General features: G+C 72.2%; 29 protein-coding genes. 11 read left to right on the top strand and 18 right to left on the bottom strand.

Going from position 1 to position 25,958, the window contains the following annotated elements:
• Positions 1-101: 101 nt before the first annotated feature.
• The 3 genes from ABZV06_RS21275 to ABZV06_RS21265 all read right to left on the bottom strand — a co-directional run bounded on the left by ABZV06_RS21275 (position 102) and on the right by ABZV06_RS21265 (position 2,770).
• Positions 102-1,064 carry a zinc-binding dehydrogenase gene (locus ABZV06_RS21275; RefSeq protein ID WP_355623550.1) on the bottom strand — a complete coding sequence of 321 codons (963 nt, stop codon included), beginning with the start codon at positions 1,062-1,064 and terminating at the stop codon, positions 102-104.
• Between the two features lie 31 nt (positions 1,065-1,095).
• Positions 1,096-2,274, bottom strand: a complete 1,179-nt coding sequence (locus tag ABZV06_RS21270) for an NADP-dependent malic enzyme (RefSeq protein ID WP_355237291.1) — start codon at positions 2,272-2,274, stop codon at positions 1,096-1,098.
• Between the two features lie 145 nt (positions 2,275-2,419).
• Complete coding sequence (locus tag ABZV06_RS21265; RefSeq protein WP_355237289.1) at positions 2,420-2,770, bottom strand: S26 family signal peptidase; 351 nt, start codon at positions 2,768-2,770, stop codon at positions 2,420-2,422.
• Between the two features lie 84 nt (positions 2,771-2,854).
• Here ABZV06_RS21265 and sodN point away from each other — a divergent pair, with 84 nt between their 5' ends.
• From sodN to ABZV06_RS21250, 3 genes are read left to right on the top strand one after another with little or no spacing between them, the layout of a single operon-like run.
• The gene (gene sodN / locus ABZV06_RS21260; RefSeq protein WP_355623547.1) at positions 2,855-3,259 is read left to right on the top strand and encodes a superoxide dismutase, Ni; all 405 of its coding nucleotides are present in this window, start codon (positions 2,855-2,857) and stop codon (positions 3,257-3,259) included.
• Positions 3,256-3,777 carry a GNAT family N-acetyltransferase gene (locus tag ABZV06_RS21255; protein ID WP_355237286.1) on the top strand — a complete coding sequence of 174 codons (522 nt, stop codon included), beginning with the start codon at positions 3,256-3,258 and terminating at the stop codon, positions 3,775-3,777. Before sodN ends, ABZV06_RS21255 begins: the two co-directional genes overlap by 4 nt.
• 31 nt (positions 3,778-3,808) lie before the next feature.
• On the top strand, positions 3,809-4,216 hold the full coding sequence (locus ABZV06_RS21250) for an ATP-binding protein (protein ID WP_355237623.1): 408 nt from the start codon (positions 3,809-3,811) through the stop codon (positions 4,214-4,216).
• A 108-nt stretch (positions 4,217-4,324) separates the two neighbouring features.
• Here the strand turns inward: ABZV06_RS21250 and ABZV06_RS21245 are convergent, their stop codons facing one another.
• Positions 4,325-4,714 (bottom strand): hypothetical protein, encoded by a 390-nt coding sequence (locus ABZV06_RS21245; RefSeq protein ID WP_355237283.1) that lies wholly within the window; start codon positions 4,712-4,714, stop codon positions 4,325-4,327.
• 43 nt (positions 4,715-4,757) lie between these two features.
• On the opposite strand from ABZV06_RS21245, the gene ABZV06_RS21240 reads away from it, so the two are divergent.
• Both ABZV06_RS21240 and ABZV06_RS21235 read left to right on the top strand, forming a co-directional pair.
• Positions 4,758-5,708 (top strand): diacylglycerol kinase family protein, encoded by a 951-nt coding sequence (locus tag ABZV06_RS21240; protein ID WP_355623544.1) that lies wholly within the window; start codon positions 4,758-4,760, stop codon positions 5,706-5,708.
• Positions 5,709-6,156: 448 nt separating this feature from the next.
• The gene (locus ABZV06_RS21235) at positions 6,157-6,414 is read left to right on the top strand and encodes a WhiB family transcriptional regulator (RefSeq protein ID WP_007072794.1); all 258 of its coding nucleotides are present in this window, start codon (positions 6,157-6,159) and stop codon (positions 6,412-6,414) included.
• A gap of 85 nt (positions 6,415-6,499) precedes the next feature.
• Here ABZV06_RS21235 and ABZV06_RS21230 read toward each other — a convergent pair whose 3' ends face one another.
• Genes ABZV06_RS21230 through ABZV06_RS21215 form a run of 4 tightly spaced genes read right to left on the bottom strand, consistent with a single transcriptional unit; the run spans position 6,500 to position 9,895 of the window.
• Positions 6,500-7,270, bottom strand: a complete 771-nt coding sequence (locus ABZV06_RS21230) for a CbiX/SirB N-terminal domain-containing protein (RefSeq protein ID WP_355237620.1) — start codon at positions 7,268-7,270, stop codon at positions 6,500-6,502.
• The gene (locus tag ABZV06_RS21225) at positions 7,267-8,028 is read right to left on the bottom strand and encodes a phosphoadenylyl-sulfate reductase (RefSeq protein WP_355237276.1); all 762 of its coding nucleotides are present in this window, start codon (positions 8,026-8,028) and stop codon (positions 7,267-7,269) included. Before ABZV06_RS21225 ends, ABZV06_RS21230 begins: the two co-directional genes overlap by 4 nt.
• Positions 8,025-8,186: a hypothetical protein gene (locus ABZV06_RS21220; protein WP_355237273.1), complete on the bottom strand. Its 162-nt coding sequence runs from the start codon at positions 8,184-8,186 to the stop codon at positions 8,025-8,027. The genes ABZV06_RS21225 and ABZV06_RS21220 overlap by 4 nt, the downstream gene beginning before the upstream one ends.
• On the bottom strand, positions 8,183-9,895 hold the full coding sequence (locus tag ABZV06_RS21215; protein WP_355237270.1) for a nitrite/sulfite reductase: 1,713 nt from the start codon (positions 9,893-9,895) through the stop codon (positions 8,183-8,185). The genes ABZV06_RS21220 and ABZV06_RS21215 overlap by 4 nt, the downstream gene beginning before the upstream one ends.
• 348 nt (positions 9,896-10,243) lie before the next feature.
• Between ABZV06_RS21215 and ABZV06_RS21210 the strand changes: the two genes are divergently transcribed.
• Complete coding sequence (locus ABZV06_RS21210) at positions 10,244-11,728, top strand: glycosyltransferase family 39 protein (RefSeq protein ID WP_355237267.1); 1,485 nt, start codon at positions 10,244-10,246, stop codon at positions 11,726-11,728.
• 162 nt (positions 11,729-11,890) lie between these two features.
• Here ABZV06_RS21210 and ABZV06_RS21205 read toward each other — a convergent pair whose 3' ends face one another.
• On the bottom strand, positions 11,891-13,483 hold the full coding sequence (locus ABZV06_RS21205) for a histidine kinase N-terminal domain-containing protein (protein ID WP_355237618.1): 1,593 nt from the start codon (positions 13,481-13,483) through the stop codon (positions 11,891-11,893).
• Positions 13,484-13,513: 30 nt separating this feature from the next.
• Positions 13,514-14,545 (bottom strand): SIS domain-containing protein, encoded by a 1,032-nt coding sequence (locus ABZV06_RS21200; RefSeq protein WP_355237615.1) that lies wholly within the window; start codon positions 14,543-14,545, stop codon positions 13,514-13,516.
• 181 nt (positions 14,546-14,726) lie between these two features.
• On the opposite strand from ABZV06_RS21200, the gene ABZV06_RS21195 reads away from it, so the two are divergent.
• A complete protein-coding gene (locus ABZV06_RS21195; protein ID WP_355623541.1) occupies positions 14,727-16,556 on the top strand; it encodes a tetratricopeptide repeat protein in 1,830 nt (609 codons plus the stop codon).
• A gap of 61 nt (positions 16,557-16,617) precedes the next feature.
• Here the strand turns inward: ABZV06_RS21195 and ABZV06_RS21190 are convergent, their stop codons facing one another.
• The gene (locus ABZV06_RS21190; RefSeq protein WP_355623538.1) at positions 16,618-18,195 is read right to left on the bottom strand and encodes an MDR family MFS transporter; all 1,578 of its coding nucleotides are present in this window, start codon (positions 18,193-18,195) and stop codon (positions 16,618-16,620) included.
• A gap of 112 nt (positions 18,196-18,307) precedes the next feature.
• Here ABZV06_RS21190 and ABZV06_RS21185 point away from each other — a divergent pair, with 112 nt between their 5' ends.
• Positions 18,308-18,922, top strand: a complete 615-nt coding sequence (locus ABZV06_RS21185; RefSeq protein WP_355237258.1) for a helix-turn-helix domain-containing protein — start codon at positions 18,308-18,310, stop codon at positions 18,920-18,922.
• Positions 18,923-18,933: 11 nt separating this feature from the next.
• Here ABZV06_RS21185 and ABZV06_RS21180 read toward each other — a convergent pair whose 3' ends face one another.
• Both ABZV06_RS21180 and ABZV06_RS21175 read right to left on the bottom strand, forming a co-directional pair.
• The gene (locus ABZV06_RS21180) at positions 18,934-19,443 is read right to left on the bottom strand and encodes a GNAT family N-acetyltransferase (RefSeq protein WP_355623535.1); all 510 of its coding nucleotides are present in this window, start codon (positions 19,441-19,443) and stop codon (positions 18,934-18,936) included.
• A complete protein-coding gene (locus ABZV06_RS21175; protein WP_007464729.1) occupies positions 19,440-19,661 on the bottom strand; it encodes a biotin/lipoyl-binding carrier protein in 222 nt (73 codons plus the stop codon). Before ABZV06_RS21175 ends, ABZV06_RS21180 begins: the two co-directional genes overlap by 4 nt.
• Before the next feature lie 149 nt (positions 19,662-19,810).
• Here ABZV06_RS21175 and ABZV06_RS21170 point away from each other — a divergent pair, with 149 nt between their 5' ends.
• A complete protein-coding gene (locus ABZV06_RS21170; protein ID WP_355623532.1) occupies positions 19,811-19,945 on the top strand; it encodes a hypothetical protein in 135 nt (44 codons plus the stop codon).
• Positions 19,946-20,063: 118 nt separating this feature from the next.
• On the opposite strand, the gene rsrA is transcribed toward ABZV06_RS21170, so the two are convergent.
• The 5 genes from rsrA to ABZV06_RS21145 all read right to left on the bottom strand — a co-directional run bounded on the left by rsrA (position 20,064) and on the right by ABZV06_RS21145 (position 23,401).
• Positions 20,064-20,351 carry a mycothiol system anti-sigma-R factor gene (gene rsrA / locus ABZV06_RS21165; protein ID WP_355237248.1) on the bottom strand — a complete coding sequence of 96 codons (288 nt, stop codon included), beginning with the start codon at positions 20,349-20,351 and terminating at the stop codon, positions 20,064-20,066.
• A 1-nt stretch (position 20,352) separates the two neighbouring features.
• Positions 20,353-21,180, bottom strand: coding sequence for a sigma-70 family RNA polymerase sigma factor (locus tag ABZV06_RS21160; protein WP_355237245.1), 828 nt, complete (start codon positions 21,178-21,180; stop codon positions 20,353-20,355).
• Positions 21,181-21,395: 215 nt separating this feature from the next.
• The gene (locus tag ABZV06_RS21155; RefSeq protein ID WP_355237243.1) at positions 21,396-22,049 is read right to left on the bottom strand and encodes an alpha/beta family hydrolase; all 654 of its coding nucleotides are present in this window, start codon (positions 22,047-22,049) and stop codon (positions 21,396-21,398) included.
• Between the two features lie 52 nt (positions 22,050-22,101).
• A complete protein-coding gene (locus ABZV06_RS21150) occupies positions 22,102-22,494 on the bottom strand; it encodes a WhiB family transcriptional regulator (RefSeq protein WP_355237240.1) in 393 nt (130 codons plus the stop codon).
• A 196-nt stretch (positions 22,495-22,690) separates the two neighbouring features.
• Positions 22,691-23,401, bottom strand: coding sequence for an SOS response-associated peptidase (locus ABZV06_RS21145; RefSeq protein WP_355237238.1), 711 nt, complete (start codon positions 23,399-23,401; stop codon positions 22,691-22,693).
• Between the two features lie 101 nt (positions 23,402-23,502).
• On the opposite strand from ABZV06_RS21145, the gene aroA reads away from it, so the two are divergent.
• Together aroA and rsgA are read left to right on the top strand one after the other, a co-directional pair.
• On the top strand, positions 23,503-24,804 hold the full coding sequence (gene aroA / locus ABZV06_RS21140) for a 3-phosphoshikimate 1-carboxyvinyltransferase (RefSeq protein ID WP_355623530.1): 1,302 nt from the start codon (positions 23,503-23,505) through the stop codon (positions 24,802-24,804).
• A gap of 135 nt (positions 24,805-24,939) precedes the next feature.
• The gene (rsgA, locus tag ABZV06_RS21135; protein ID WP_355237612.1) at positions 24,940-25,935 is read left to right on the top strand and encodes a ribosome small subunit-dependent GTPase A; all 996 of its coding nucleotides are present in this window, start codon (positions 24,940-24,942) and stop codon (positions 25,933-25,935) included.
• Positions 25,936-25,958 lie beyond the last annotated feature (23 nt).

The raw sequence follows: 25,958 nt of genomic DNA, 5'->3' as shown, positions 1-25,958 counted from the left end.
CGCCACGGCGCACGGCCACGCCAAGACGGCCATCGTGCTGCTGCTCGCGCACTGCACGGCCGAGGAGGCCGCGGCACGGCTGCGTGCGGCCGGGGGGGCGGTCAGGCCGTGTGGTCGACGACGATCTTGCCGAAGGCTTCGCCGGAGTGCAGGCGGGCGAAGGCGTCCTCGACCCGGCTGAACGGGACCACGCTGTCCACCACCGGGCGGACCTCGTTCTCGGCGCAGAACGCCAGCAGCTCGTACAGCTCCCCGGGAGTGCCCATCGACGTGCCCAGGATCTCCAACTGCATGGCGAAGAGCCGACGCAGGTTGACCGACGGCTGGTGGCCGGCGGTCGCGCCGGAGACCACGATCCGGGCCATCGGGGCGGCCGACTTCATCGAGTGCTCGAAGGTCGCCTCGCCGACCGTCTCGATCACCACGTCGACCCGCTCCGGCAGCCGGGCGCCGGGCTCCACAGCGGTGGCCCCGAGAGCGGTGATCCGCTCGCGCTTGGCGGCGTCGCGGCTGGTCGCGTACACCCGCTTGCCCATTGCGACGGCGAGCGCGACGGCCGCCGTGGCGACGCCGCCGCCCGCGCCCTGCACCAGCACGCTGTCGGCGTCCGCGACGCGGCCCTTGGTGGTCAGCATCCGCCAGGCGGTCAGCCAGGCCGTGGGCAGGCACGCCGCGTCGGTCGCCGCCATGCCGTCGGGCAGCGGGACCAGGTTCGACCGGGGTACGGCGACCCGCTCGGCGAGGGTTCCGGCGAAGTGCTCGGAGAGGATGGAGACTCCGCGCGGGTCACCGGGAGTGACGACGACCGGGTAGACGACCACCTGGTTGCCCTCGGCGTCCACGCCGACCGCGTCGCAGCCGAGGATCATCGGCAGCTGGGCTTCGGTGAGCCCCACCCCGCGCAGCGACCAGAGGTCGTGGTGGTTGAGCGAGGTGGCGCTCACCTGCACGGTCATCCAGTCGTCCTCCGGGTGGGTCGGCTCGGGCCGCTCACCGACGGTGAGGGCGGCCAGCGGATCGGCGTCGTCGAAGCGGGTGGCGAAGGCAGCACGCATGATCGGCACGGTAACAAGCTGAGCGCTCGTTAAGAAGGGCTCACCGTCGGGCCACGCCGTCGCGTCGGGCGGCCTCCGCGACGGCCTCGGCGACGGCCGGGGCGACACGCGGGTCGAGCGGCGACGGCACGATCGCGTCAGCGGTCAGCGACTCGGCCACCACGCCGGCGATGGCGTCGGCGGCGGCGACCTTCATCCCCTCGGTGATCCGGGTGGCCCGCGCGTCCAACGCGCCCCGGAACACCCCGGGGAACGCCAGCACGTTGTTGATCTGGTTGGGATAGTCGCTGCGACCGGTGGCGACCACCGCGACGTGCCGGGCGGCCACCTCGGGGTGCACCTCCGGAGTCGGGTTGGCCAGCGCGAACACGATGCCGCCGGGCGCCATGCCGGCGACGGCGGCCTCCGGGATCTGCCCGCCGGACACGCCGATCAGCACGTCGGCGTCGCGCAGCGCCTCGGTGATGTCGCCCTGGCGGCCGTCGGCGTTGGTGCTCGCCGCCAACTCGGCCTTGCCACCGGTCAGCTCGGTGCGGTGCGGGCCGATGATCCCCTTCGAGTCGCAGACCACCACCTGGTCGGGGTTGACGCCTCCGGCGATGAGCATCTTCGTCACCGCCACACCCGCCGCGCCCGCGCCGCTCACCGCGACCCGCAGGTCACCGAGCTTGCGATTGAGCAGGGTGGCGGCGTTGCGCAGCGCGGCGAGCACCACGATCGCGGTGCCGTGCTGGTCGTCGTGGAAGACCGGGATGTCCAACGCCTCGTCGAGTCGCCGCTCGATCTCGAAGCAGCGCGGCGCGCTGATGTCCTCCAGATTGATGCCGCCGAACGAGGGGGCCAGCGCCCGCACCACCGCGACGATTTCGTCCACGTCCTGGGTGTCCAGACAGATCGGCACCGCGTCCACCCCCGCGAACTGCTTGAACAGCACCGCCTTGCCCTCCATCACCGGCAGCGCGGCGCGCGGTCCGATGTTGCCGAGCCCCAGCACCGCCGAGCCGTCGGTGACCACCGCGACCGCGTGCGACGCCCAGGTGTACTCGTCGGCCAGGTCGGGATCGGCGGCGATCGCCTCGCACACCCGGGCCACCCCCGGGGTGTACGCGAGGGAGAGGTCCTCGCGGCTGGTGAGCGGCACCGTCGACGCGACGGCCATCTTGCCGCCGACGTGCAGTTGGAAGACGGGATCAGCGGGGTCCACGACGGACGAAGACATGGCGGTGACTCCAGGATCTGTCGAGCAGATGTGAGGCGGCGGGCCCGGCCGCGAGGTGGGCGGCGAGCAATGGCACGCGGCGCGGGGGGTCACCCGGGCACTTTCCGAGCATAGTGTCGCCACTGCCCCCCGGATGTGAGCAGGGTCATATCTCGCGACGAGGCACCCGTCCGGGGCGCGGCCAGTAGCGGACCACCACCCGACCCCGTACGTCCGCCACGCCGTACGCCCGGGAGTCGTCGGTGATCAGGTCGTTGTCGCCGCGTAGCCACCAGCCACCGTCCTGCGGCCGGACCGCACGCTTGACGACCAGCAGTTCCGGCCGCGTCCGGAAGACCGCGACCACCACGTCACCGGCTCGGATCGGACGTCCCCCCGAGCGGACCAGCACCGCGTCGCCGTGCCGCAGCGTCGGCGCCATGGACGGGCCGATCACCGTGACCGCCGTCAGCGGGCCGCGCAGGCGGGGCGCCTCACCCGGGTGATCGGCGCGCACTGGTTTCACCTCCACCCGGTTCGGGGAGCATTCTCAGGAGTAATGTCGCCTTTGATCATCGCAAACTTCCCATGGAGGATCCCGATGCGACTTCCACGCATCCTTGCGCCCCGCGTCACCGCGAGCGCTCACTGCGACCTGCCGTGCGGCGTCTACGACCCGGCCCAGGCCCGGATCGAGGCCGAGTCGGTCAAAATGATCTGCGAGAAGTACCAGGCGAACACGGACCCGGAGTTCCGCACCCGGGCGGTCATCATCAAGGAGCAGCGCGCCGAGCTGGTCAAGCACCACCTGTGGGTGCTCTGGACCGACTACTTCAAGGTGCCGCACTTCGAGAAGTACCCGAACCTGCACACCCTGTTCAACGAGGCCACCAAGCTCGCCGGCGCCAGCGGCGTCAAGGGCAGCCTCGACCCGGCCACCGCCGACCAACTCCTCGCGAAGATCGACGAGATCGCGAAGATCTTCTGGGAGACCAAGAAGGCGTGACCAACCCCGTCACCCCGACGATCCGGCCGGTACGTCCCCAGGACGTGCCGGCCGTCGTTGCCATGGTGCACGAGTTGGCGGAGTACGAACGCGCCCCCGATGAGTGTCACCTCACCGAGGACCAGCTCACCTCGGCGCTGTTCGCGACTGCGCCAGCGCTCTTCGGTCACGTCGCTGTCGACGAGCGCGACGAGGCGGTCGGCTTCGCCCTGTGGTTCCTCAACTTCTCCACCTGGGCCGGCGTGCACGGCATCTACCTGGAGGACCTGTACGTCTCCCCGGCCGCCCGGGGCACCGGCGCGGGTCGCCTGCTGCTCGCCACTCTTGCCGACATCTGCGTACGACGGGGATACCGGCGGCTGGAGTGGTGGATGATCGAGTGGAATCCGGCCGCCGGCTTCTACGCCTCGATCGGCGCGGAGCAGATGAGCGAGTGGGTCCCGTACCGGCTCAGCGGAGACGCCCTGCGGGCTCTCGCCGCCCGAGCGGAGGCCGCCGACACGCACCCGGGCGACTGACCGGGTAGAGTCCCCGACCGGGGGGATGAGCGTGACTCAACTGACCGGCCAGCCAGCGACCGACGACGACGTGGTGCACCTCACGGTGCCCGCCGACGGCGGTTACCTCGGCGTGCTTCGTACCGCCACCGCCGGCCTCGCGGCCCGGCTGCAGTTCGCGCTCGACGAGATCGAGGATCTGCGGATCGCGGTCGACGAGGCGTGCGCCATGTTGCTCGCCATCGCCACCCGGGACGCCGAGTTGGAGTGTCGGTTCTCCGTCACCAACGACGCGCTGACCGTCGAGGTGACCGTGCCGACCGTCCGCGGTGCCACGCTGCCCGCCGAGTCGTCCTTCGCCTGGAAGGTGCTGACCGCGCTGACGACGTCGGCGTCCGCCACGGCCGCCGACGGCCGGGCGACGATCTCGTTGCTGACCCGCCGCTCCGGCGGCTACTGACCGACGGGACCCGCGTCGAGGCGCGCCGACCCGGGCGGTGCCGCACGCTCGCGCTGAGCGCGCTCCGCCGGGCAGGGCCGCACGCCAGGTCACGTACGCCGGTCGGGGTTACTCGAAGCCGAGCGCCCTCGTCGTGGGCGGGCTGACGAGCAGCCAGCCGACGCCCAGGCCGAGCGCCATCAGCGGTACACCCAGCCACCCCAGGCCGGCCTGGATCATGAACCAGCCGATCGGCAGCAGCATCAGCTGGAGGACGATCGCCGGGGCGCGTGCGCCGGCACGACGCCGCAGCAGCGCGCGGCCCAACGCCCAGAGGGCGACGGCCGCCCCGACGGCGAACGCGGTCACCAGCAACGCCGACGCGAGGTCGGTGGTGGTGGCGGTCAGGTCCGCCCAGACCAACCAGACCGCGATCAGCCCGACGGCGACCGCCTCCGCCCACAGCAGCCGCACCGCCCAGCGAAGGGTGACGGGAATCGGGGCCGAGTCGATGGTCACGCGCGCCACGATACCCGTGCTACCGAGAGGTAAAGTGCCGCCCATGCGGGCCGTCCTGGTGGTCAATCCGAAGGCCACCACCACCAGCGAACGCAGTCGGGACGTGCTTGTCCGCGCGCTGCGCAGCGAAGTCGACCTCAGTGTGCGCTACACCCGTCGCCGGGGGCACGCCATGGCGCTGGCCCGGGAGGCTGCCGCCGAGGGCGTCGACCTCGTCGTCACCCTGGGCGGTGACGGCACCGTGAACGAGGTGGTGAACGGCCTGATGACGGCCGAACCGCCGGCCGGTGTCGAGGGCGCGTCGATGGCGGAGCGGCTGCCCGCGCTGGCCACGGTTCCGGGCGGGTCGACGAACGTGTTCGCCCGCGCGCTGGGTCTGCCCCGGGAATGGCCGGACGCGACCAGCATGATCCTGGAAGGGCTGCGCCTGCGCCGGCAGCGCACGGTCGGGCTGGGCCGCGCGGACGACCGCTACTTCACCTTCTGCGCGGGGTTCGGCCTGGACGCCGCCGTGATCCACCGGGTGGAGCAGGCCCGCCGCAAGGGGCGCGTCTCCACTCCCGGGCTCTACTTCCGCTCGATCATGGGCCAGTACTTCTTCGCCTCGGACCGACGGCATCCCGCGATCAGCCTGGAGCGGCCGGGTGAGGCGTCGGAGGGCGAGCTGGCCACCGTCATCATCCAGAACACCGCGCCGTGGACCTATCTGGGTGACCGGGAGGTCAACCCGAACCCGGAGGCGTCGTTCGACCTCGGCCTCGACGTGCTGGCGCTGCGTCAGCTCCGGGTGGCTAGCACAACACGGACAGTGACTCAATTCATGTCCCGGCAGCCAGATCCGAACGGTCGTCAGGTGTTGCGGCTCCATGACACTGCGGAGTTCACCCTGCTCTCCAGCCGTCCGCAGGCGTTCCAGCTCGACGGCGACTATCTTGGCGAGCGGGAGAAAGTCAGATTCACCTCCATTCCGGCCGCACTCAGAGTAATCTGCTAGGTCTCGGGTACTGCCCTTGGTCGACGCGGCGCCGCAACCGCACCGGCAGGCACCGCCACACCGAGGGGCAGGTGCCGGAAATGTCAGCAATGTCACGCGGACTGTACTATATTGATCCTCGACTGTGGCACGGCGGGTAACCAGGAAGGCACTGGAACCCGGACAAATGGGTTGTGGGCTTGCTCACCGCGCGGAGTTTTTCCGAGCGTCACCCTTGACATCACGAGCGTTCGTGAAAGTATTCACAAGCGAACTTGAGTTACCGGGACATTGCCTGGATATGCTCGTCAGGTTGAGCTGTTCCAGCAGGTCCCCGGGGGCTAACTGCCTGCTCACGCACTGCCGAATGGTCAGACGCAAACGGTCACCATCGGCACTGCGGATGCATATAGGAAAAGAACTGCCCGCAATAAATTGCCACCCATCCAGAATGAGGAGTGTTGCCGCCATGGACTGGCGTCACCATGCTGTCTGCCGCGACGAGGACCCGGAGCTGTTCTTCCCGATTGGGACGTCCGGACCGGCTCTCCTTCAGGTCGAGCAGGCCAAGGCCGTCTGCCGGCGCTGCTCCGTCACCGACCAGTGCCTCCAGTGGGCGCTCGAGTCGGGTCAGGACGCCGGCGTCTGGGGCGGGATGAGCGAGGAGGAACGGCGCGCTGTCAAGCGGCGCGGCGGCCTCCGGGTGCTGCGCGCTCACTCCGCCTGATCCCCCAACGACACAGCAGTACGCCCCGGCAGGTCCGCCTGCCGGGGCGTACTGCTGTCCGGAACCGTGTCGGTCGCACGAGCGGTCAGGCCGCCACGTCGACCCGGTGCAGCACCAGCTCGGCCAACTCGGGCGCATCCGTCAACGGGGCCGCCACCGCCACGGCACCGGCCGCCCGCGCGGACTCGGTCACCGCGTCGTGGAACAGGCCCGGCGCGAGGAAGTACGCGGCCACCGCCACCCGGCGCGCCCCAGCCGCCCGCAGGCGGGCAACGGCCACACCGGTCCCCGGCGGGGCCGCCGAGGCGTACGACACCCGGCAGGGCACCCCGAACTCGACGCCGAGCGCGTCCGCCACCCGGCCCACCGAACCCCGCGCACGCGCGTCACGGGTGCCCGCGGCGGCCAACACCAGCGCGTCGAAGCGACCCGGGGCGACCTCGCCGAGCCGACGGCGCAGCCCCGCCAGCAACGCTGGTGCCACCGTCCCGTCCGCAGGGCCCAACACGTCTGTCACCCGTACCGTCAGCGTTGGTCCAGCCGTCGTCGCGGCCGCGACCGCGGCAGGGATGTCCACCCGGTGGTGGTAGGCGGCGGTCAGCAGCAGCGGCACCACCACCGCACGCCGATGCCCGGCCTCGGCCAGCGTGCTCAGCACCTCGGTCGGCCCCGGCTCGGTGTGGTCCAGCCAACTCGCCCACACCGCGAGGCCCGGCCGGGCCGCCGACACCGCCCGAGCCAGCGCCCGGGTGGCCTCGGCGGCTCGCGGATCACGGCTGCCGTGGGCGACCAGCACCACCGGGTCCGCCCCGCCGGCCGCATCCGGGCCGGTCGGGGTCGTCGACGACGCGGTCAGACGTGCAGCCCGCACTCGGTCTTCTCGAACATGGCCCACCGGCCGGCCCGCGGGTCCTCGCCGGCCTTGGTACGGCGCGTGCACGGCCAGCAACCGATCGAGCCGTACCCCTGCTTGAACAGCTCGTTGACCGGCACGTTCCAGCGGGCGATGTAGGCGTCCACGTCCCCCTGCGACCAGGCCGCGATCGGGTTGACCTTCACCTTGCCGCGCCGGTTGTCGAACGTCACCACCGGTGTGTTGGCCCGGGTCGGCGACTCGTCCCGGCGCAGTCCGGCGGCCCAGGCGTCATACCCGGACAGGGCCCGCTCCAACGGCTCCACCTTGCGCAACTGGCAGCAGTCGTCCGGTGACTTGTTGAACAGTCGCGGACCGTACTGGCCGTCCTGCTGCCCCACGGTGAGCCGGGGTCGGATCGACCGGACGTTCACCGGGAGCGTACGGGCGACCTCGTCGCGTACGCGGAGCGTCTCGGGGAAGTGCAGACCGGTGTCGAGGAAGACCACGTCCACTCCCGGGGCGACCCGGGACACCAGGTGGGCCAGGACGGCGTCGGCCATCGAGCTGGTGACGCAGAAGCGGTCACCGAAGGTCTGCGCCGCCCACCGGGCGATCTCCAGGGCGGGGGCGCCCTCCAGGTCCCGAGCAGCCTGCTCGGCCAGCGTGCGCAGCTCGTCCGGGCTGCGCCCGGCCGGAGCGGTCGACGTCTGCGCGCCCGGACCGACCAGGCGCAGGCTTGCGGCGGACACGAGACTCATCGGGTCACCGCCTGCGAGAGCAGCCCGGTGAACTTCACCGCGAAGACCCGGGCGCAGGCGTGGCACTCCCAGGCGCCGTGACCCGCCTCGTGCGGCCGCAGGTCCTCCTCGCCGCAGTACGGGCAGTAGAGGGGTGCCGCTCGGTTCTCGCTGCTCATCGCAGTTCCTCCTCGTCGACTCTGATCACCCAGTTGGCGAACGTCTCGCCCTCGCTGCGCCCGGCCAAGTAGCGAAGGGCCAGCCGTTCCACGTACTCCGGAAGCTCGTCGGCGGTGGTCTTGAGGCCGCGCAGCTTGCGGCCGAAACCGGCGGTCTGCCCCTGCGCCATGCCCAGCCCGCCACCCAGGTGCACCTGGAAACCCTCCACCTGCCGGCCGTCCGGGCCGACCACCAGCTGACCCTTGAGGCCGATGTCGGCGACCTGGGTGCGGGCGCAGGCGTTCGGGCAGCCGTTGATGTGGATCGAGATGTCCGCGTCGAAGTCGCGCAGCCGCTGCTCCAGGCGAGCCACCAGCTCCTCGCCCCGGGCTTTGGTCTCGACGATGGCGAGCTTGCAGTACTCGATGCCGGTGCACGCCATGGTGCCGCGCCGCCAGGCCGACGGCCGGGCCTCCAGGCCGATCCCGCGCAGCGCGTCGACGAGCGACTCCGTCCGCTCCGACGGCACGTCGAGCACCAGCAGCTTCTGGTACGGGGTGAGCCGCACCCGGTCGCTGCCGTGCGCCTCGACCACGTCGGCCAGCTGGGCGAGCTGCCCACCGGAGACCCGCCCGACCACCGGGGCCGCCCCGACGTAGTGCCGCCCGTCGGCCTGCTCGTGCACGCCCACGTGGTCGATCGGCTTCGCCGGCAGCTCCGGTGCGGGACCGTCGAGCAGCGTACGACCCAGATAGTCCTTCTCCAGGACCTCGCGGAAACGCTCCACGCCCCAGTCGGCCACCAGGAACTTCAGCCGGGCCCGGTTACGCAGCCGGCGGTAGCCGTAGTCGCGGAAGATGCCGACCACGCCGGCCCACACGTCGGGAATCTCGGCCAGCGGCACCCAGACGCCGAGCCGCTGGGCCAGCATCGGGTTGGTGGAGAGCCCGCCGCCGACCCAGAGGTCGAAGCCGGGGCCGTGCTCGGGGTGGTCGACGCCGAGGAGGGCGATGTCGTTCGACTCGTACGGCGTGTCGACAAGCCAGGAGATGGAGGTCTTGAACTTGCGGGGCAGGTTGGAGAACTGCTTGTCGCCCACGTACCGGGCGACGATCTCGTCGATCGCCGGAGTCGGGTCGAGCAGTTCGTCGCGGGCCACCCCGGCGACCGGGCTGCCCAGCACGATGCGCGGGCAGTCGCCGCACGCCTCGGTGGTCTGCAGGCCTACCGACTCGAGGCGACGCCAGATCTCCGGCATGTCCTCGACCCGGATCCAGTGGTACTGGATGTTCTGCCGGTCGGTGATGTCGGCGGTGTCCCGGGCGAACTCCCGGGAGATGTCCGCGATGACGCGCAGCTGGGCCAGGCTGAGCTGCCCCCCGTCGATACGGACCCGGAGCATGAAGAACTCGTCCTCCAGCTCGTGCGGCTCCAGCACGGCGGTGCGCCCACCGTCGATGCCCGCCTTGCGCTGGGTGTAGAGGCCCCACCAGCGGAACCGGCCGCGCAGGTCCTGCGGGTCGATGGAGGCGAAGCCGCGGTGCGCGTAGATGTTCTCGATGCGGGCCCGAACGTTGAGCGGGTCGTCATCTTTCTTGATCCGCTCGTTGGGGTTGAGCGGCTCGCGGTGACCGAGCGCCCACTGACCCTCGCCCCGGGGTCGGCGCGGCGGCCGGGCGGGCCGGGCCGTCGGGTCCTCGGACCGGGCCGGGATGCTGCTGACCGCCATCGCGGCGTCCTCCGTTGTTTGCTGTGCCTCGGGGCACGCGCGGGGCGCGGCGGCCGGCCCGCCGAAGCGGGCGGGACAACGGTGTCTTCAGACAGCCGGCGCGGAGCGCGCCCGAGACAGATTGGTCGGGCGTCGTCAGTAGGCCGGACAGATCGCGCTGCGCACGCGGCCGTAATCGACGTGGCGGCGTGCCACGAAGCGGCGGACGACAGCGGCGGTCATGCGCCCATGCTGCCACACCCCATGGGAACCGGCCAATGTACACGTGCCGCATCCCACATCACGGGCCGGCCCACCACTGTCGCGGGCCACCCCCGGGCGAGGGTACGTCCGTGGCAGGCTCGGACCGTGGGCGGATTGTCCGGGAAGGCGATCGGGGTGGTTCGGGGCGGGCCGGTCTGGCTTCTCCCGGCGCTGCTGACCCTGGCGGTGACGCTGACCGGGATCGACTCGGCGCAGCTCTGGCGCGACGAGTTGGCCACCTGGAGCGCGGCCACCCGCTCACCGGGCGAACTGGCTCGACTGGCCGGCACCATCGACAGCGCCACCGGCCCGTACTACCTGCTCATGCACGTCTGGACCGCACTCGCCGGGGACTCCACGACCGCCCTGCGGGTACCGGCGGCGTTGGCGATGACCGTCGCCGCGGGGCTGCTCGCCGTGCTCGGGGCGCAGCTCGTCGACCGGCGCGGCGGCCTCTTCGCCGGGCTGCTGTTCGCGGTGCTGCCCAGCACCTCCCGGTACGGCCAGGAGGCTCGCCCGTACGCCCTGGCCACCGCGCTCGCGGTGCTCGCCACGCTGCTGCTGGTGACCGCGCTGCGCCGACCGGGATGGGGCCGCTGGACCGGATACGCCGCAGCCGTGGCCGCGCTCGGGCTCACGCACCTGATCGCGCTCACCCTGCTGGCCGCGCACGCGGTGGTCGTGCTGATCTGCTGGTGGCGAGGGCCCACCGCGGCCGGCATCGCCACTCCGGCCGGGCCCACCGTCCGGGACCGGCGGGTGTGGGGCTGGGCGCTCGCGCTGACGCCGGCCGTGCTGGTGGTGACCCCGCTGCTGCTGCGTGCCCGCGCGCAGCGGTCCGAGCAGCTGAACTGGGTCGACCCGGCCCGGCTGGACGACCTGAGCGCGCTGCCCGGCGGCGTGGCCCAGAGCAGCGTGGTCGGCGGCCTGCTGGTCGGGGTCGCCGCGCTCGGCGCGGCCCGGCTCGGACGGCGTGCCCTGCTGCCGCTGAGCGCCGTGCTGCTGCCGGTCCTGCTGCTCTTCGCGGCCGGCGCGGTCGTACCGCTGTGGGTGCCCCGCTACCTGGTGTTCGTCGTGCCGTTCGCCTGCCTGCTGGCCGGCGCGGCGCTGGCGTCGGTGACCGCGCCGGCCGCGCTGACCGTGGTGGTCCTCGCCGGACTCCTCGGCCTGCCCGACCAGGCCGCGCTACGCCGGACCCACGAGTGGCCACGCAGCGCACCGGTGGACTACGCGGGCGCCGCCCGGGTGATCGCCGACGGCCAGCGGCCGGGCGACGCCGTGGTCTACTCCCCCCGGCGCAGTTGGCTCTTCCTCGACCTGGGCACCGCGTACCACCTCGACAAGCCCCCACGCGACGTGCTGGTCACCGAGGACGAGGTCGCTCGGGGCGACCTGTGGGCCGCCGAGTGCCCGCAGCCGGCACAGTGTCTGACCGGTACGACGCGCGTGTGGCTCGTCGTCGCCGGCCGGCAGGCCGAGCCGCTGGCCGGCGTGCAGGGCGCCAAGGGTGACGCTCTGCGCGCCGGGTTCACCGTCGCCCAGGTCTGGCAGCGCCCCGGCCTGACCGTAGCCCTGCTGACCAGCCGCTGACCGCCACGCCACCGGTCCACGCGGCCTCGGCTGACGACCTGATCGTCCGGCATTCGGGCCCACCTCGACGAGGCTGATGCCTCTGAGTCATCTTGATGACTCAGAGGCATCACGCTCATTCTGGTATCCGCTCCCCGGAAGGGGTCGCCGGCAGCGGGCGGCTCAGCCCTGCGCGCGGCCGTCGTGCGTGCTGCGGGCCAGCGGGACGACAAGCAGCGCCTCGGTGCCACCGTTGGCGCCCGCCCGCAGTTCGATGGTGCCGCGCAACTCGCCCGTGACCAGGGCCCGGACGATCTGGAGGCCGAGCCGGCTGCCACGTTCGGCGTCGAACTCGGGCGGTAGCCCGCGCCCGTTGTCGGTCACCGACACGTGCAGCATCTTGCGGAACCGGTGCGCCGAGACCACCACCTCGGGCCGCAGCGACGGATCGATGTCACCAGCGGCAGCCGGCACCATGCCCGAGGCGGTGGGCGCGGCTGGCTCCTCCGCCTCGTCCGCCGATGGGAAGCCGTGCTCGACGGCGTTGAGCAGCAGTTCGTTGAGGACCATCACCAGCGACGTGGCGATCTCGGCCGGCAGTACGCCGAAGCTGCCCTGACGGCGCATGCCGACGCTCACCTCGGTCGCCGCGACCTCGGTCGCCGCGCTGGCCACCCGGTCGACGATGCCGTCGAACTCGACCGCCTCGTCGCTGGACATCGACAACGTCTCGTGCACGAGGGCGATCGAGGCGACCCGGCGGACGGACTCCTCCAGGGCGACCCGGGCCTCCGGCATGGCCACCCGGCGAGCCTGCAACCGCAGCAGCGCGGCCACGGTCTGGAGGTTGTTCTTCACCCGGTGGTGGATCTCCCGAATCGTGGCGTCCTTGGTGATCAGAGCCCGATCACGGCGCCGGACCTCGGTGATGTCGCGCACCAGCACCAGCGCGCCGATCGGCACACCGGCGGGCATCAGCGGCAGCGCCCGGGTGAGCATGGTCGCGCCGCGCGCGTCGATCTCCCGGCGGGGCGGTGCCTCGCCGCGCAGCGCGGCCAGGATGCCGTTCGCCGCCTCGGTGCCGTCCAGCGGATCGCCGGCCAGCCGGCGGTGCAGCGCGGCCAGGTCCTCCCCCACCAGGTGCGAGGCGTAGCCCAACCGCCGGTACGCGGACTGCGCGTTCGGGCTCGCGTAGGTGACCTTCCCGCCGGCGTCCAACCGCACCAGGCCGTCGCCGACGCGGGGTGCGGAGGTGGTCTCACCCGGGTGCCGGGTCGGCGGGAAGGTGCCGTCGGCGATCATCTGGGCCAGGTCGTCGGCCGTGGTCAGGTAGTTGAGTTCGAGCTGGCTTGGGGTACGCGCGGTGGAGAGGTTGGTGTCCCGACCGACCACGGCGATCACCTCGCCGGCCTCGCCGTCGGCGGTGCGCAGCCGCACCGGGATCGCCTCGTGCCGGGCCGGTACGTCGCCGTACCAGACCGGGTCGCCCTCGCGCCAGATCCGCCCCTGGGAGTAGGCGACCCCCAGATGGGCCACCTCCGAGCCGCCGATGATCCGGCCCACCTGGTCGTCCTGGTACGCGGTGGGCGCGGTCGTCGGGCGGACCTGGGCGACGCAGAGGAACGTCCCTTCGGCGTCCACCGGCACCCAGAGCAGCAGGTCGGCGAAGGACAGATCGGAGAGCAACTGCCAGTCACCGGCGATCCGGTGCAGATGGTCGATGTCGGCCGGACGGAGGTGGGTGTGCTCCTCGGCGAGGTCGCGCAGCGTGGACACGGTGACCAGGGTGCCACGCCGCGCCACGTCTCACATCGTCGCGGTGACCTTCTTCAGGCCGCGCGGCGCGTCCGGGTCCTCACCACGGGTCAGTGCCAACGCCAGCGCCAGGCGCTGCAACGGCAGGATGTCCAGCAGCGGGGCGTACCGCTCGTCGACCTCGGGGACGGCGAGCCGCGCGGTGCCCGGCACGTCGGCGGAGCCGACCACCACCACGTCGGCGCGGCGTTCGCCGAGGCGGGGCAGCACCTCGCCCATCGACCGGCCGCCGGGGCCGGAGCCGACGACGGCGAGAACCGGGACCTCCGGATCGGTCATCGCGAGCGGGCCGTGCAGCAGGTCGGCGCCGGAGAAGGCGAGCGCCGGCAGGTACGAGGTCTCCATCAGCTTCAGCGCGGCCTCGCGGGCGGTCGGGTAGGCGTACCCCCGGCCGGTGGTGACGAGTTGGCGGGCGAAGCGGTAACGCGGCGCGAGCTGGGCCGGGGTGTCGTCGGCCAGGGTTTGGGCGGCCAGGTCGGGCAGCGCGGCGAGCGCCTCCCGCTCGGCTGCCGGGAGGACGCCGTCGCCGGCCCGGATTCCCTCCACCAGCATCAGCAGGGCGAGCAGTTCGGCGGTGTACGTCTTGGTCGCCGCCACCGCGCGCTCGTGCCCGGCGGCGATGTCGATGCTCAGCTCGGCCGTCTCGGCCAGCGGGGAGCCGGGAGCGTTGGTCACCGCGAGGGTGAGCGCGCCGGAGGCCCGCGCGGCGCGCAGCACCTCGGCCAGGTCGGGTGAGCCACCGCTCTGGCTGACCCCGACGACGAGCGCGTCGGACAGGTCGGGGCGTGCACCGAACAGGGTGACCACGCTCGGCGACGCGAGCCCGGCGGGCAGGCCGAGCCGAATCTCGGTCAGATACGCCCCGTAGAGGGCGGCGTGGTCGGACGTTCCTCGGGCGGTGAAGACGACGTGCCGAGGTCGACGCTCGGCCACGGCCGCGGCCACCTGGGCGATCGCCGCCGCGTTGGCGCTGTCCAGCAGGCGCGCGTAACCGGCCGGCTGCTCGTCGATGTCGGCGGCCATTCCGGACCCAGCGGTTGTCACGGACACTCCCCTCGTGCGCGATTGCCGCGCGTTTCCTGCTCAGTCTTGCACTCTTTTGCGGGAGGGAGCAATTATTCGAGCAGCAGTGCGCAGTTGATCACTTGATCATCTCAACATCAACTACGCTGGCCCGGCCGAACAGCGACGACGAGAGGACACCGTGCCCGAGGGAAGGGACAACCCCGCGCTCTCCGCGACGGAGGAGTTGGCCCTGGCCCGTCTGGCACTGGGCGAGGGTGACCTCCACCATGCCGCCCGTCATGTCGCCGGCGCGCTCGCACGGGCGCCCACCCTGCCCGAGGTGCACGAGACGCTGGCCCGCCTCGCCGCGGCCGACAGCGGCGGACTGGACCTCTTTCCGATCAACCACCACACCTTCGTGGGCGCGGTCGTCGCCCGCGCCCATCTGCTGGCCGCCGCCGGCCGCCCCGCCGAGGGTCTGGAACTGCTCGCCGCGGCAACCAGCCACGCGCCCGGCACCGAGTGGGCCGGCGTGCCGTGGGTGACCGCCCCCGAACTGGCCGAACGGCTGGAGCCGGACCGCCTCGCCCGCGTTCTCATGCAGGTCTGCGCGGCGTTGGGCGACCCGGTGCCGCGCGCCGGCCGGGCCGCGCTGACGCCGTACCTCACGCTCGCCCGCAACGCCGTCACCGTCCATCCCGACAACGGGATGCTGCTGGGCGCGGCGTCCGCGCTGGCCCGGCGTCTCGGCGAGATCGCGCTGGCGATCCGCTGGGCCAGCCGAGGGGTACGCTGCCAGCCCTCCAAGATGGGCGAGGTCTGGCTCGGGTACGCGTACCGCAGCGCGGGCCGGACCCGTGACGCCCTCGCGGCCCTGTACCGGGCCGTCGACCGGGACCCCGACGACCTGGCCATCTACGCCGACATCGCGGGCACCCTCGCCGACACGGGCCGGCTCGACGACGCGCTGGAGTGGACCGAGCGGGCGCTGGCCCGCGACCCGACGTTCGACTGCGCGGTGCACACGGCTCACCGCCTGCGGCACCTGCGCGACGGCGACGTGTCCCACCTCGTCGCGCTCGCCGACTTCATCCGTGATCACCCGGACGACAGTCACGAGCACGGCGATCTGGCCCAGTGCTGCCGTGGACGACCCTGGCTCGGGCAACTGACGCCGGCCGGCGGTCCCCTGGTGGACGCGCTCCGACAGGCGGTCGTCGATGACGACAACGGCGTCGGCCACGTCGTACGCCTCCCGGCGGCGGCCCCACCGAGCGCCGTACGGACGGCGACGTCCGTGGCACCCGGGCTGCGGATCGAGGTCGAGGGCTCGGTCGGGCCGGACCCGCACGAGCCTCGGCGCGCGTCCGCGCGGCGGCTCTGGACCTTCGCGGGTCACGTGCCGACGCCGACCCTTCCCGCGCCCTCGGCGGCGGCGGTCGAGCGGATCGGCCAGGTGGCCCAGCCGGCATGGCCGCACCCGCCGGCCGCCTACGACGCGGCCGTGGGCCTGGCCGGGCTCGACGTGGACGACCTACTCGGGCTGCTGGTCCATCCGCCCGCCCCGCCGGCCAACGCGCTGGGCCGACTGCTGGCCGCCCAGGACCCGTCGATCTGGGTTCGCGGGGTGCAGGTGTGGGCCTGTCTGGGACTGTTGCACCAGCGCACCGACGAGCCCTGGGACGGCTCGATGAGACGGCAGGTGCTGCTGGACCTGGTCTGGGGTGTGGAGGACTGGATCACCGAAGCGGCGCTGTTCGCCCTGGTCACCGCCGCCTGGGTGGACCCGGCGGTGCGGCCGGACGTGGCCCGGGTGGTGTCGGAGCGGTTGGCCGACGCGGCGGAGGTGGCCCAGACGCGGCCGGTGCCGATCGCGATCTCGCTGGCCCACCTCGCGCTGGCCGCCCCTGCCGTCGACCCGACCACCGTGGCGCTGGCCAACCGGATGCTCGGCGAGCGGACCCCCCGACTTCCCCGCCCCCGCAACCCGTTACGCCGCCTCTGGCAGCGCCTGACTCACCGACGCTGAATCCCCGCCGTCGCACGGAAGCGCCGCGCCGAGGATCGACGCGGCGCTTCTGCGGGGAGGTTCAGGCCACGGGGGCCTTGCCGAGGGCGACCTCGGCCTCTTCCTCCGGAGTCGCCTGCGGCGGCGCCTCGTTGGCGGTGCGCAGCGGGATCTCCTTGATGAACCAGGCGAGCACCGGGATCACGACGGTGAACAGCACGGCCCAGAGGAACACGTGCGAGATCGCGTCGGCCAGGCCGGTGAGGACCAGCTCACGCGCCTGGGCGGGCAGCTGCTTGAGCTTCGCCAGGTCCATTGCCCCCTCGCCGCCGCCGAACGCCTTACCGGCAGCGGAGTCGGCCAGCCGGTTGGCGAAGATCGCGCCGAACAGCGAGATGCCGAACGAGCCGCCGATCGACCGGAAGAACGTGGCCGCGCCGCTCGCCGCGCCGAGGTCCTTCTGCTCCACGCTGTTCTGGGCGATGAGCATCGAGGTCTGCATGAGGAAGCCCATGCCGACGCCGAGCACGACCATGTAGAGCGAGGACGTCAGCTTGCTGGTGTTGGTGTCGAGCATCGACAGCAGCGCCATGCCGCTGGCCATCACCACACCACCGAGGATCGGGTACGCGCGGTACCTACCGTTCTTGGTGATCGCCCGGCCGATGACCAGCGAGACGACGAGCATGCCGAACATCAGCGGCAGCAGCAGCAGGCCGCTGTTGGTGGCCGAAGCCCCCTGCACGGTCTGCTGGTACAGCGGCAGGAAGTTCATGGCGCCGAACATCGCGAAGCCGAGCAGGAAGCCGATCACCGAGATCAGCGCGAAGTTGCGGTTGGCGAAGAGCGTCAGCGGCAGGATCGGCTCCGGAACCCGGCGCTCCACCAGGCCGAACGCCACAAGCGCCACCAGTGCCAGCACGGCCAGCCCGAGGATCTGCGGCGACGTCCAGTCGTACTCGTTGCCGCCCCACGTGGTGATCAGGACGATCGCGGTGATGCCCACCGAGAGCAGTCCGGCGCCGAGCCAGTCGATGCGGTGCTCGGTCCGGTACTTCGGCAGGTGCATGGTGGTGATGAGCACGAGGAGCGCGATGCCACCCAGCGGCAGGTTGACGTAGAACGCCCACCGCCAGGAGAGGTTGTCGGTGATGAAGCCGCCGACCAGCGGGCCGGCCACCATGGCGATGGCCATGATGCCGGCGATCATGCCCTGGTAGCGCCCGCGCTCGCGCGGCGGGACCAGGTCACCGATGATCGCCATCACGCCGACCATCAGGCCGCCCGCGCCCAGGCCCTGCACGGCCCGGAAGGCGATGAGCTGCACCATGCCGTCCTCGGGTCCGCCGAACATCCCGGAACCGGCCATGCCGCAGAGGGCCGAGCCGACCAGGAAGATGCCGACCGAGGTCAGGAAGACCGACTTGCGGCCGTAGAGGTCACCGAGCTTGCCCCAGATCGGGGTGGAGACCGTGGTGCCCAGGACGTACGCGGTGACCACCCAGGTGAAGTGGTTGAGGCCGCCGAACTCGCCGACGATCCGCGGCAGCGCGGTGCTGACGATCATGTTGTCGAGCATCGCGAGCATCATCGCGATCATCAGCCCGAACAGCACGACCCGTACATTGGGTCGCACGTCGGCCTGGGTTGCCTGAGTCATGGGTAAGCTCCCCCCGAGGATTGTCCTACTTACTTGCCGCCCGGCTAGTCACCTTACTAGCCGCACGGTAAGTTGGGTACCAACTGGCGGTCAACCGAATTGGAGAGCGTGGGTGAGGGAGAGCACAGGCGGCACCCGAGAGCGGATCAAGGCCGTCGCGTTGGAGCTCTTCACCGAGCAGGGGTACGAGAAGACCTCCCTGCGAGAGATCGCCGAGCGCCTGAACGTCACCAAGGCCGCGCTCTACTACCACTTCAGAAGCAAGGACGACATCGTCGCCAGCTTCGTGGAGGACCGGCTGGAGCAGATGGACGCGCTGACCGCCTGGGCCGAGTCACAGCCCGCGACCCTGGCCACCCGGCGCACCCTCATCTCCCGCTACGCCGACACGATGTTCGGCGGCGACATGCCGTCGGTGATGCGCTTCTTCGAGCAGAACCAGACCGTGCTCAAGAGCCTCTCCTCCGGTCAGCAGATGCGCGGCCGGATGATGCGGCTCGCCAGCGCCCTCTGCCGGGGCGACGACTCCCCCGCCGCCCAACTACGCGCCACCCTGTGCCTGTTCGCCGTGCACACCAGCTGGTTCGCCGTGCGGGCACCGGGCATCACCGACGAGGATCGTCGCCGGCTCGCGCTGGAGGTCGCCGACGAACTGCTGGCCGCGATCGGCGGTGCGGAGCCCGACGGGGCCGCGACGCCGAGCGACCCGGCCAACGCACACGGCTGATCAGCCGGTTCTCAGGTGCGGGCGAGCGCCAGCCGCAGGCCGAGCAGGGCCACACCCGCCACCGGCGACCAGTCCTTCTCCGGTGTGCGGACGAACCCGAGACGCTCGTAGAGCCGGTGGGCCGGCACGGCCATCCCCGCGCGGACGCAGATCACGACCGCCGCACAGCCCAGCTCGGTCGCCCGGTCGACGCACGCCCGGACCAGTGCCATGCCGACACCCCGCCCCTGGGCGGCCGGGTCGACGGCCAGCATCCGGAACTCCGCCTCGCCCGGCCCGGACAGCTCGGCGAACGGGGTGCCCGGCAGCACGAAGGTCACCGAGCCGAGCACCGTGCCGGTCGCCTCGTCCACGGCGACCAGCACCGCGCCCTCGGCGGCCCGGGTCGACACGTCGGCCAGCACCGCCCCGTACCCGTGCTCGCCCTTGAGCTGACCATCCGCCTCGTACGCGGCCACGGTCAGTCGGGCGACCGCCGGGAAGTCGGCCGGGTCGGCGAGCCGGACCAGCAGGCCGGTCAACCAATCACCGCGATCAGGTCGCCGTCCTGCACGACGTCGCCCTCGTGGACGGCGAGCTGCTGGACCACACCGTCGGCCTCCGCGACGACCGGGATCTCCATCTTCATCGACTCGAGGATCACCAGGGTGTCGCCCTCGGACACGGTGTCGCCCGCCGACGCGACGACCTTCCAGACGTTCGCCACCATCTCGGCGCGGATCTCCTCGGCCATGTCCACGGCCCTCCCTCTTCGCGATGTGCCTGCCGACGTATCCAATCACGGGAGGCTGGAGCATGGGTGCGCAGCGGCGCGGGACGCCCCCGGGGGAAGGGACGAGGTGCCGGCCGCACTACCATCAGCGGGTCGGACCCGACGCCGGGCGGCCGGTGGGTGCAACCGGCGAGGCCGCGCGCAGCGCGAATCCGACCCATCACGAGGAGGTCAGCATGGCGAAGAAGTCCCGCAAGAAGAAGGCCCGTAAGAAGAGCGCCGCGAACCACGGCAAGCGTCCCAACTCCTGAACGCGCCGACGGGCCGATGCGCCCGTCACCGGTCAGTCCCACCCGGCGCAGGCCGGGTACGCCGGTGGCCCGGGTCGAGATCGACCCGGGCCACCGGTGTTTCGTCGTACGCCGACGCTCAGTCGGCCAGCTCACGGGAATCGCTGGTCTCGAAGACCACCAGCTCGGTGAGCTTGACCCGCAGCCGCTCACGCAGCTGATCCGGCGCGGTCTCGTTGCCACAGCAACGGGCGACAAGTGCCCGGACCTCCTGCTCGAGCCCGTACTCGCGCAGGCACGGCCCGCACTCGTCGAGGTGGTGCCGGATCAACGTGCGCCGCTCGTCGGCGCACTCGAGATCCAGGTAGAGGTAAACCTCCGCGAGCACCTCGCGGCAGTCCGTCTCGTGCGGCTCTCCACAGCTCACGTCACACCTCCCGGCCGGCAGCGGCGGCGGTCGAGCCCTTCGCGGACCGGGCCGGGCTGAAGCCCCGCTCCGAGGCGTACTGCTCGAGCAGCTTGCGCAGATTACGACGGCCGCGGTGCAGACGCGACATCACGGTGCCGATCGGCGTGCCCATGATGTCGGCGACCTCCTTGTAGGAGAAGCCCTCGACGTCGGTCAGGTAGACGGCCAGGCGGAACTCCTCCGGCAACTGCTGGAGGGCCTCCTTCACGTCGCTGTCCGGCAGCCGGTCCAGAGCCTCGGTCTCAGCCGAGCGCAGACCGCTGGAGGTGTGCGACTCGGCCTCGGCGAGCTGCCAGTCGGTGATCTCCTCGGTCGGCGCCTGGATCGGCTGGCGCTGCCGCTTGCGGTAGGAGTTGATGTAGGTGTTGGTCAGGATCCGGTAGAGCCAGGCCTTCAGGTTCGTGCCCTGCTCGAACTGGTGGAAGGCCGCGTACGCCTTCAGGTACGTCTCCTGGACCAGGTCTTCGGCATCCGCCGGGTTACGCGTCATGCGCAGCCCAGCAGCGTAGAGCTGATCGACGAATGGCATCGCGTCCCGCTCGAACCGGGCCCTGCGCTCGTCCGTCTTCTCGGTGGTCAACCGCACATCCCCTCGCGTCGGATGCTTTCCCGCCGAGGATACGCGCACGGACCTGCCCGCAGATTCACTTCCGGCCGGTGTGCTCGTGCTCACCGTACCCACCCCGCCCGGTCCCGCTGTCACGGGCCAGTCCGGACCATCCAACAGCCGTCGTAGCTGCCGGGCGTCCCGCTCGTCCCGTTCCAGGCTTCGTGTCTCGGTCGGCACCGGTCACCCCCCTCGCAGAAAAGTCGTCCGGGGTTGGTAACGCGAGATGACCACTGGGGCATTCCGTCCGGCTCTCCCGTTCCTGGTCCCGGCCCCGGTGGCACCGGCGCTGGGACCAGGAAGGGCCTGGGAGGACTGGCACCGCCTGTCCGAATCGGTCCGACGGCGCCACCGGTTGCAACGACCCGCGCCCGGCACCGGAAACGGTCCGCCGGTCAGTCCGCCGTCCAACCGTGGGAGCGCAGCCACTCCTGTACGACGGTGGCCGTCCCGGCCGGGTCCCGCCGCAGGTCGTGGGTCTCCCCCGGACGGCTCACCACCCGCACGTCCGGCCCGGACGCCGGCATCCCGAACGGGTCCCGGTCGCCGTTGACGACAAGGGTGGGCAGGCCGGTGGCGAGTTCGGCGGCCCGGGAACGCTCCGGCCGGCCCGGTGGGTGCAGCGGAAAGGCCAGCGCGACGACGCCGGCCGCGCCGACCGCGCCCGCCGTCCGGCAGGCCACCCGCGCGCCACTGGAACGACCGCCGACCAGGATCGTGGGTACGTCGGCGTACCGCTCGCGCAGCACGGCCAGCACGGCGGTCCACGCCTCGTCGAGGTGCCCGGCCGGTGCCGGCGCACGCCGACCGGCGACCCGGTAGGGCTGTGTCACCCGGACCACCACGAGGCCGGCCGCGACCGCCGCGTCCCGTACCGCGAGCAGGTCGGGGGCGTCCACGGTGCCGCCCGCACCGTGCCCGAGCACCAGCAGGGCTGCCGGCGCACGAGCTGGCGCGACGGTGGCCGCGCGGTCCGGCGGCCCGACCGGCAGGTCGGTGTCGAGCCGCGCCGGACCGCGCGGGGTGTCGATGTCGTCGCTGGGCAGCACCGGCCCATTCTGCGCCGGCCCGCCGGTCACCGGGATCGGTTCGCCGCGTTGGTCAGCTCAGCGGCACCAGTGTGAGCAGGCGGTCGCGCACCGGTGGGCCGGCGTCGTCGACCGCGTCCGGATCAGGCTCGACCTCGCCGCGCCACGCGACGAGCATCGCCCGCCGCTCGCGCGGCGTGGTCGCGCCCCACACGCCGTGGCAGTCGCCCACCTCCAGCGCCCACGCCAGACAGGAACCCTGCACGTCGCAACTGCGGCACAGAGCGACGGCGGCGTCCGCCGGTTCGTTCGGCGCCGGAAAGAACGTCTCCGGATCGACGCTCTGGCACGTGCCTCTGGTGCGCCACGCGTCGTCCTGTCGGCGTTCTCGTAAGGCCCGTAGCAGCCGCGGATCTCTGCGTGCCGCAGCCACCTCGTGCGGGCGGGGCATACGCGCCCGTGTCATTTCCACCCACCTCCCCCGTGGGACCGGCAGGATCGGTGAAGTCGTCCGCCCCGTGCGAACCGACAGCCACTACCGGCGCTGTGTTGTATCGCACTTTCGGACACGAGGACAAGGGGCTTTCGAGAACATGGCTGAACGGCCAGGCGACGAATCGATCAGAACCTGGCAAATCGGCGCCCGACGATGCCTCTCATTCTCAGAACAGGGTCAGCTCCGGCGGGGACGACATCGACGGGACGGACACCCGGGCCGTCAACTCCGGGCCGTCGTTGCGGACGTCGCCCACGGCCGGCCCGACCGGGCGGATCTCCAACCCGGCGAGGAGGTCGGGCGACGCGGACGTGAGCAGGCGCTCGGGCTCGTCACACGGCGTCAGCCACGACGACCACCGCTCGGGCTCCAGCAGCACCGGCATCCGGTCGTGCACCTCGGCCAGCTCGCCGACAGCCGCTGTGGTCAGCACGCTGAAGGTGAGCCGACTGTCGGCGCCGGACTCCCAGACCGACCAGATGCCGGCCAGGGCGAGCACCGAGCCGTCGGCCGGGGTCATGAAGTACGCCTGCCGACCGCCGTCGGGTTGACGGACCCACTCGTACCAGCCGTCGGCCGGAACCAGGCAGCGACGCCGGGCGAACGCGCCGGCGTACGCCCGACTGGTGGCCACCGTCTCGGCCCGCGCGTTGATCATGCGCGCCGCGCCGGCGGCGGACCGGGACCAGTGCGGCAGGAAACCCCAGCGGGCGACGCAGAGACTGCGGTGACCCTCGGGGGTGAGCCGGACCAGCGGAACGCGATCGGTGGGCGCGACGTTGTGATCCGGCCGGATCACCCCGTCGGTGTCGTCGGACGACTCGAACAGGGCGCTCAGCTCACCGGCGCCACGGGTCGTCGCGTACCTGCCGCACATGCGCCCACGCTATCCCTCCGGGGCCCCGCCTGCTGTCCCGCCAACCGGGAGTACGACCGCCGGTCGATGCCTCCCACCGGCCGGCACGGCAGAATGTAACCGTGGGGAATCTGACCGCGACCCGGCCGCCGCAGCCGTGGACCGCACCGACCGCATCCGACCCGGTGGCGGCGACGCTGCGCCTACCCGGTTCCAAGTCGATGACCGCGCGCGCCCTGGTGCTCAGCGCCCTGGCCGCCGGGCCGTCGACCCTGGCCGAGCCACTGCGCGCCCGCGACACCGAGCTGATGTCCGCAGGTCTGCGCGCGATGGGCGCGCACGTCTCGATCAGTGACGACGAGCGCTGGCTGGTCCGGCCGCACCCGCTGGTCGGCCCCGCCCACGTGGACGTGGGGCTGGCCGGCACCGTGATGCGGTTCCTGCCGCCGGTGGCGGGTTTGACCGACGGGCAGGTCACCTTCGACGGCGACCCGTACGTCCGCACCCGCCCGCTCGGCCCGCTTGTCGACGCGCTGCGCTCGCTGGGCGTCCGGATCGACGTCACCGGCTCGGGCAGCCTGCCGTTGACCGTGCTCGGCGCCGGTCGGGTCACCGGCGGTGCGGTGGTGATCGACGCCTCCGCGTCCAGCCAGCTGGTCTCCGGGCTGCTGCTGGCCGCTCCCCGCTTCGACAGGGGCCTCGTGGTGCGCCACGTCGGCCCGCCGGTGCCGTCCGCGCCACACCTGCGGATGACCGTGCAGATGCTGCGCGCTGCCGGTGCCGCCGTCGACGACAGCACCCCCGACGTGTGGACCGTCGAGCCGGGCCCGCTCACCGGGCGCGGCTGGGAGATCGAGCCCGACCTCTCCGGCGCCGTGCCGTTCTTCGCCGCTGCCCTGGTCACCGGCGGCGAGGTGACCCTGCAGGGTTGGCCGCACCGCAGCGCGCAGCCGGTCGACCGGCTCCGCACGCTGCTGCAGCAGATGGGCGGCGAGGTCACCCTCTCCACCGGCGGGCTCACCGTCCGGGGCACCGGCGTGGTGCACGGCGTGACCGCCGACCTGTCCGACGTCGGCGAGCTGACCCTGGTGTTGACCGCGCTGGCCATGCTTGCCGACTCGCCGTCGGTCTTCACCGGCGTCGGGCACATCCGCGGCCACGAGACCGACCGGCTCGCCGCGCTGGCGCGGGAGTTCGGCGGGCTCGGTGCCGACATCACCGAGACACCGGACGGGTTGGAGATCCGGCCCCGCCCACTGCGCGGCGGAGTCTTCCGCACCTACCAGGACCACCGGATGGCGCACGCCGCAGCGGTGGCCGGGCTCGCCGTTCCGGGCATCGAGGTGGACGACGTGGGGTGTACCTCCAAGACGATGCCCGAGTTCCCGGCACTATGGTCAGCGATGGTGACTGGCAAGAGCTGACGCGAGAAGGGGACGGTCCTGGCGACCAAACGGCGGGAGTACGACGAGGACGACGTACGGGTCCGGCCCGGCAAGTCGTCGCGTCCGCGTACGCGCACCCGACCCCAGCACAGTGACGCGGTCGACGGCTTCGTCATCGCCGTCGACCGGGGCCGCTACCAGTGTGTGCTGGCCGGCGCCGAACGCGGCGTGGTCGGGGCCGAGCTGCCGACGGTGACCGCGATGCGGGCCCGGGAACTGGGCCGTAAGTCGGTGGTCGTGGGTGACCGGGTCAGCCTCGTGGGGGACACCTCCGGCGCGCAGGGCGCTCTCGCCCGCATCGTCCGGATCGCCGAGCGCCGCTCGGTGCTGCGTCGCACGGCGGACGACGACGAGACCACCGCCGAGGGCCGGTTGGAGCGGGTCGTCGTGGCGAACGCCGACCAGTTGGTGATCGTCAGCGCGCTGGCCGACCCGCCGCCGCGTACCGGGTTCATCGACCGCTGCCTGGTGGCCGCGTACGACGCCGACGTCGAGCCGCTGCTCTGCCTCACCAAGGCCGACCTGGCCGGTCCGGAGGAGGTGCTGGGCTACTACACGGAGCTGGAGCTGCCGTACGTGCTCAACCGGCCCGACTCCGACCTGGGCGCGCTTCGTGCGCTGCTGAGCGGCAAGGTCTCGGTACTGGTCGGGCACTCCGGAGTGGGCAAGTCGACGCTGGTGAACCGCCTCGTCCCGGAGGCCGCGCGCGCCGTCGGCGTGGTCAGCGCGATCGGCCGTGGCCGGCACACCTCGACCAGCGCCGTGGCGCTGCGGCTGCCACCGGTGCCGGGTGTCGACACCGACCCGGGCTGGATCATCGACACCCCGGGCATCCGCAGCTTCGGGCTGGCGCACGTCTCCGCCGACAGCCTGCTGCACGGCTTTCCCGACCTGGTCGAGGGCACCGTCGACTGCCCGCCCAACTGCCAGCACACGGCCGACGAGACCGACTGCGCCCTGGACGCCTGGGTGGCCGCCGGCAAGGCCGACCCGCGCCGGCTGGCGTCGTACCGCCGGTTGCTCGCCTCGCGTGCCGGCGACGGCGACGCGCGCGGCGACAGCGACCAGCGCGGGCCCGGCGAGGACGACCGGCGCGGGCCCGACGAGTGAGCCGGCGGGCGTCGGCTAGGTTG

Source organism: Micromonospora sp. NPDC005172, assembly GCF_040608555.1.
Taxonomy (GTDB): Bacteria; Actinomycetota; Actinomycetes; order Mycobacteriales; family Micromonosporaceae; genus Micromonospora.
This window is presented reverse-complemented; position numbering and strand designations above follow the sequence as displayed.

Coding starts and splice junctions, on each gene's coding strand:
- ABZV06_RS21270 (WP_355237291.1), bottom strand. CDS start 2,274: ATGTCTTCGTCCGTCGTGGACCCCGCTGATCCCGTCTTCCAACTGCAC.
- sodN (WP_355623547.1), top strand. CDS start 2,855: ATGCGACTTCCACGCATCCTTGCGCCCCGCGTCACCGCGAGCGCTCAC.
- ABZV06_RS21240 (WP_355623544.1), top strand. CDS start 4,758: ATGCGGGCCGTCCTGGTGGTCAATCCGAAGGCCACCACCACCAGCGAA.
- ABZV06_RS21235 (WP_007072794.1), top strand. CDS start 6,157: ATGGACTGGCGTCACCATGCTGTCTGCCGCGACGAGGACCCGGAGCTG.
- ABZV06_RS21225 (WP_355237276.1), bottom strand. CDS start 8,028: ATGAGTCTCGTGTCCGCCGCAAGCCTGCGCCTGGTCGGTCCGGGCGCG.
- ABZV06_RS21220 (WP_355237273.1), bottom strand. CDS start 8,186: ATGAGCAGCGAGAACCGAGCGGCACCCCTCTACTGCCCGTACTGCGGC.
- ABZV06_RS21215 (WP_355237270.1), bottom strand. CDS start 9,895: ATGGCGGTCAGCAGCATCCCGGCCCGGTCCGAGGACCCGACGGCCCGG.
- ABZV06_RS21200 (WP_355237615.1), bottom strand. CDS start 14,545: ATGGCCGCCGACATCGACGAGCAGCCGGCCGGTTACGCGCGCCTGCTG.
- ABZV06_RS21190 (WP_355623538.1), bottom strand. CDS start 18,195: ATGACTCAGGCAACCCAGGCCGACGTGCGACCCAATGTACGGGTCGTG.
- ABZV06_RS21150 (WP_355237240.1), bottom strand. CDS start 22,494: ATGACACGGGCGCGTATGCCCCGCCCGCACGAGGTGGCTGCGGCACGC.
- ABZV06_RS21145 (WP_355237238.1), bottom strand. CDS start 23,401: ATGTGCGGCAGGTACGCGACGACCCGTGGCGCCGGTGAGCTGAGCGCC.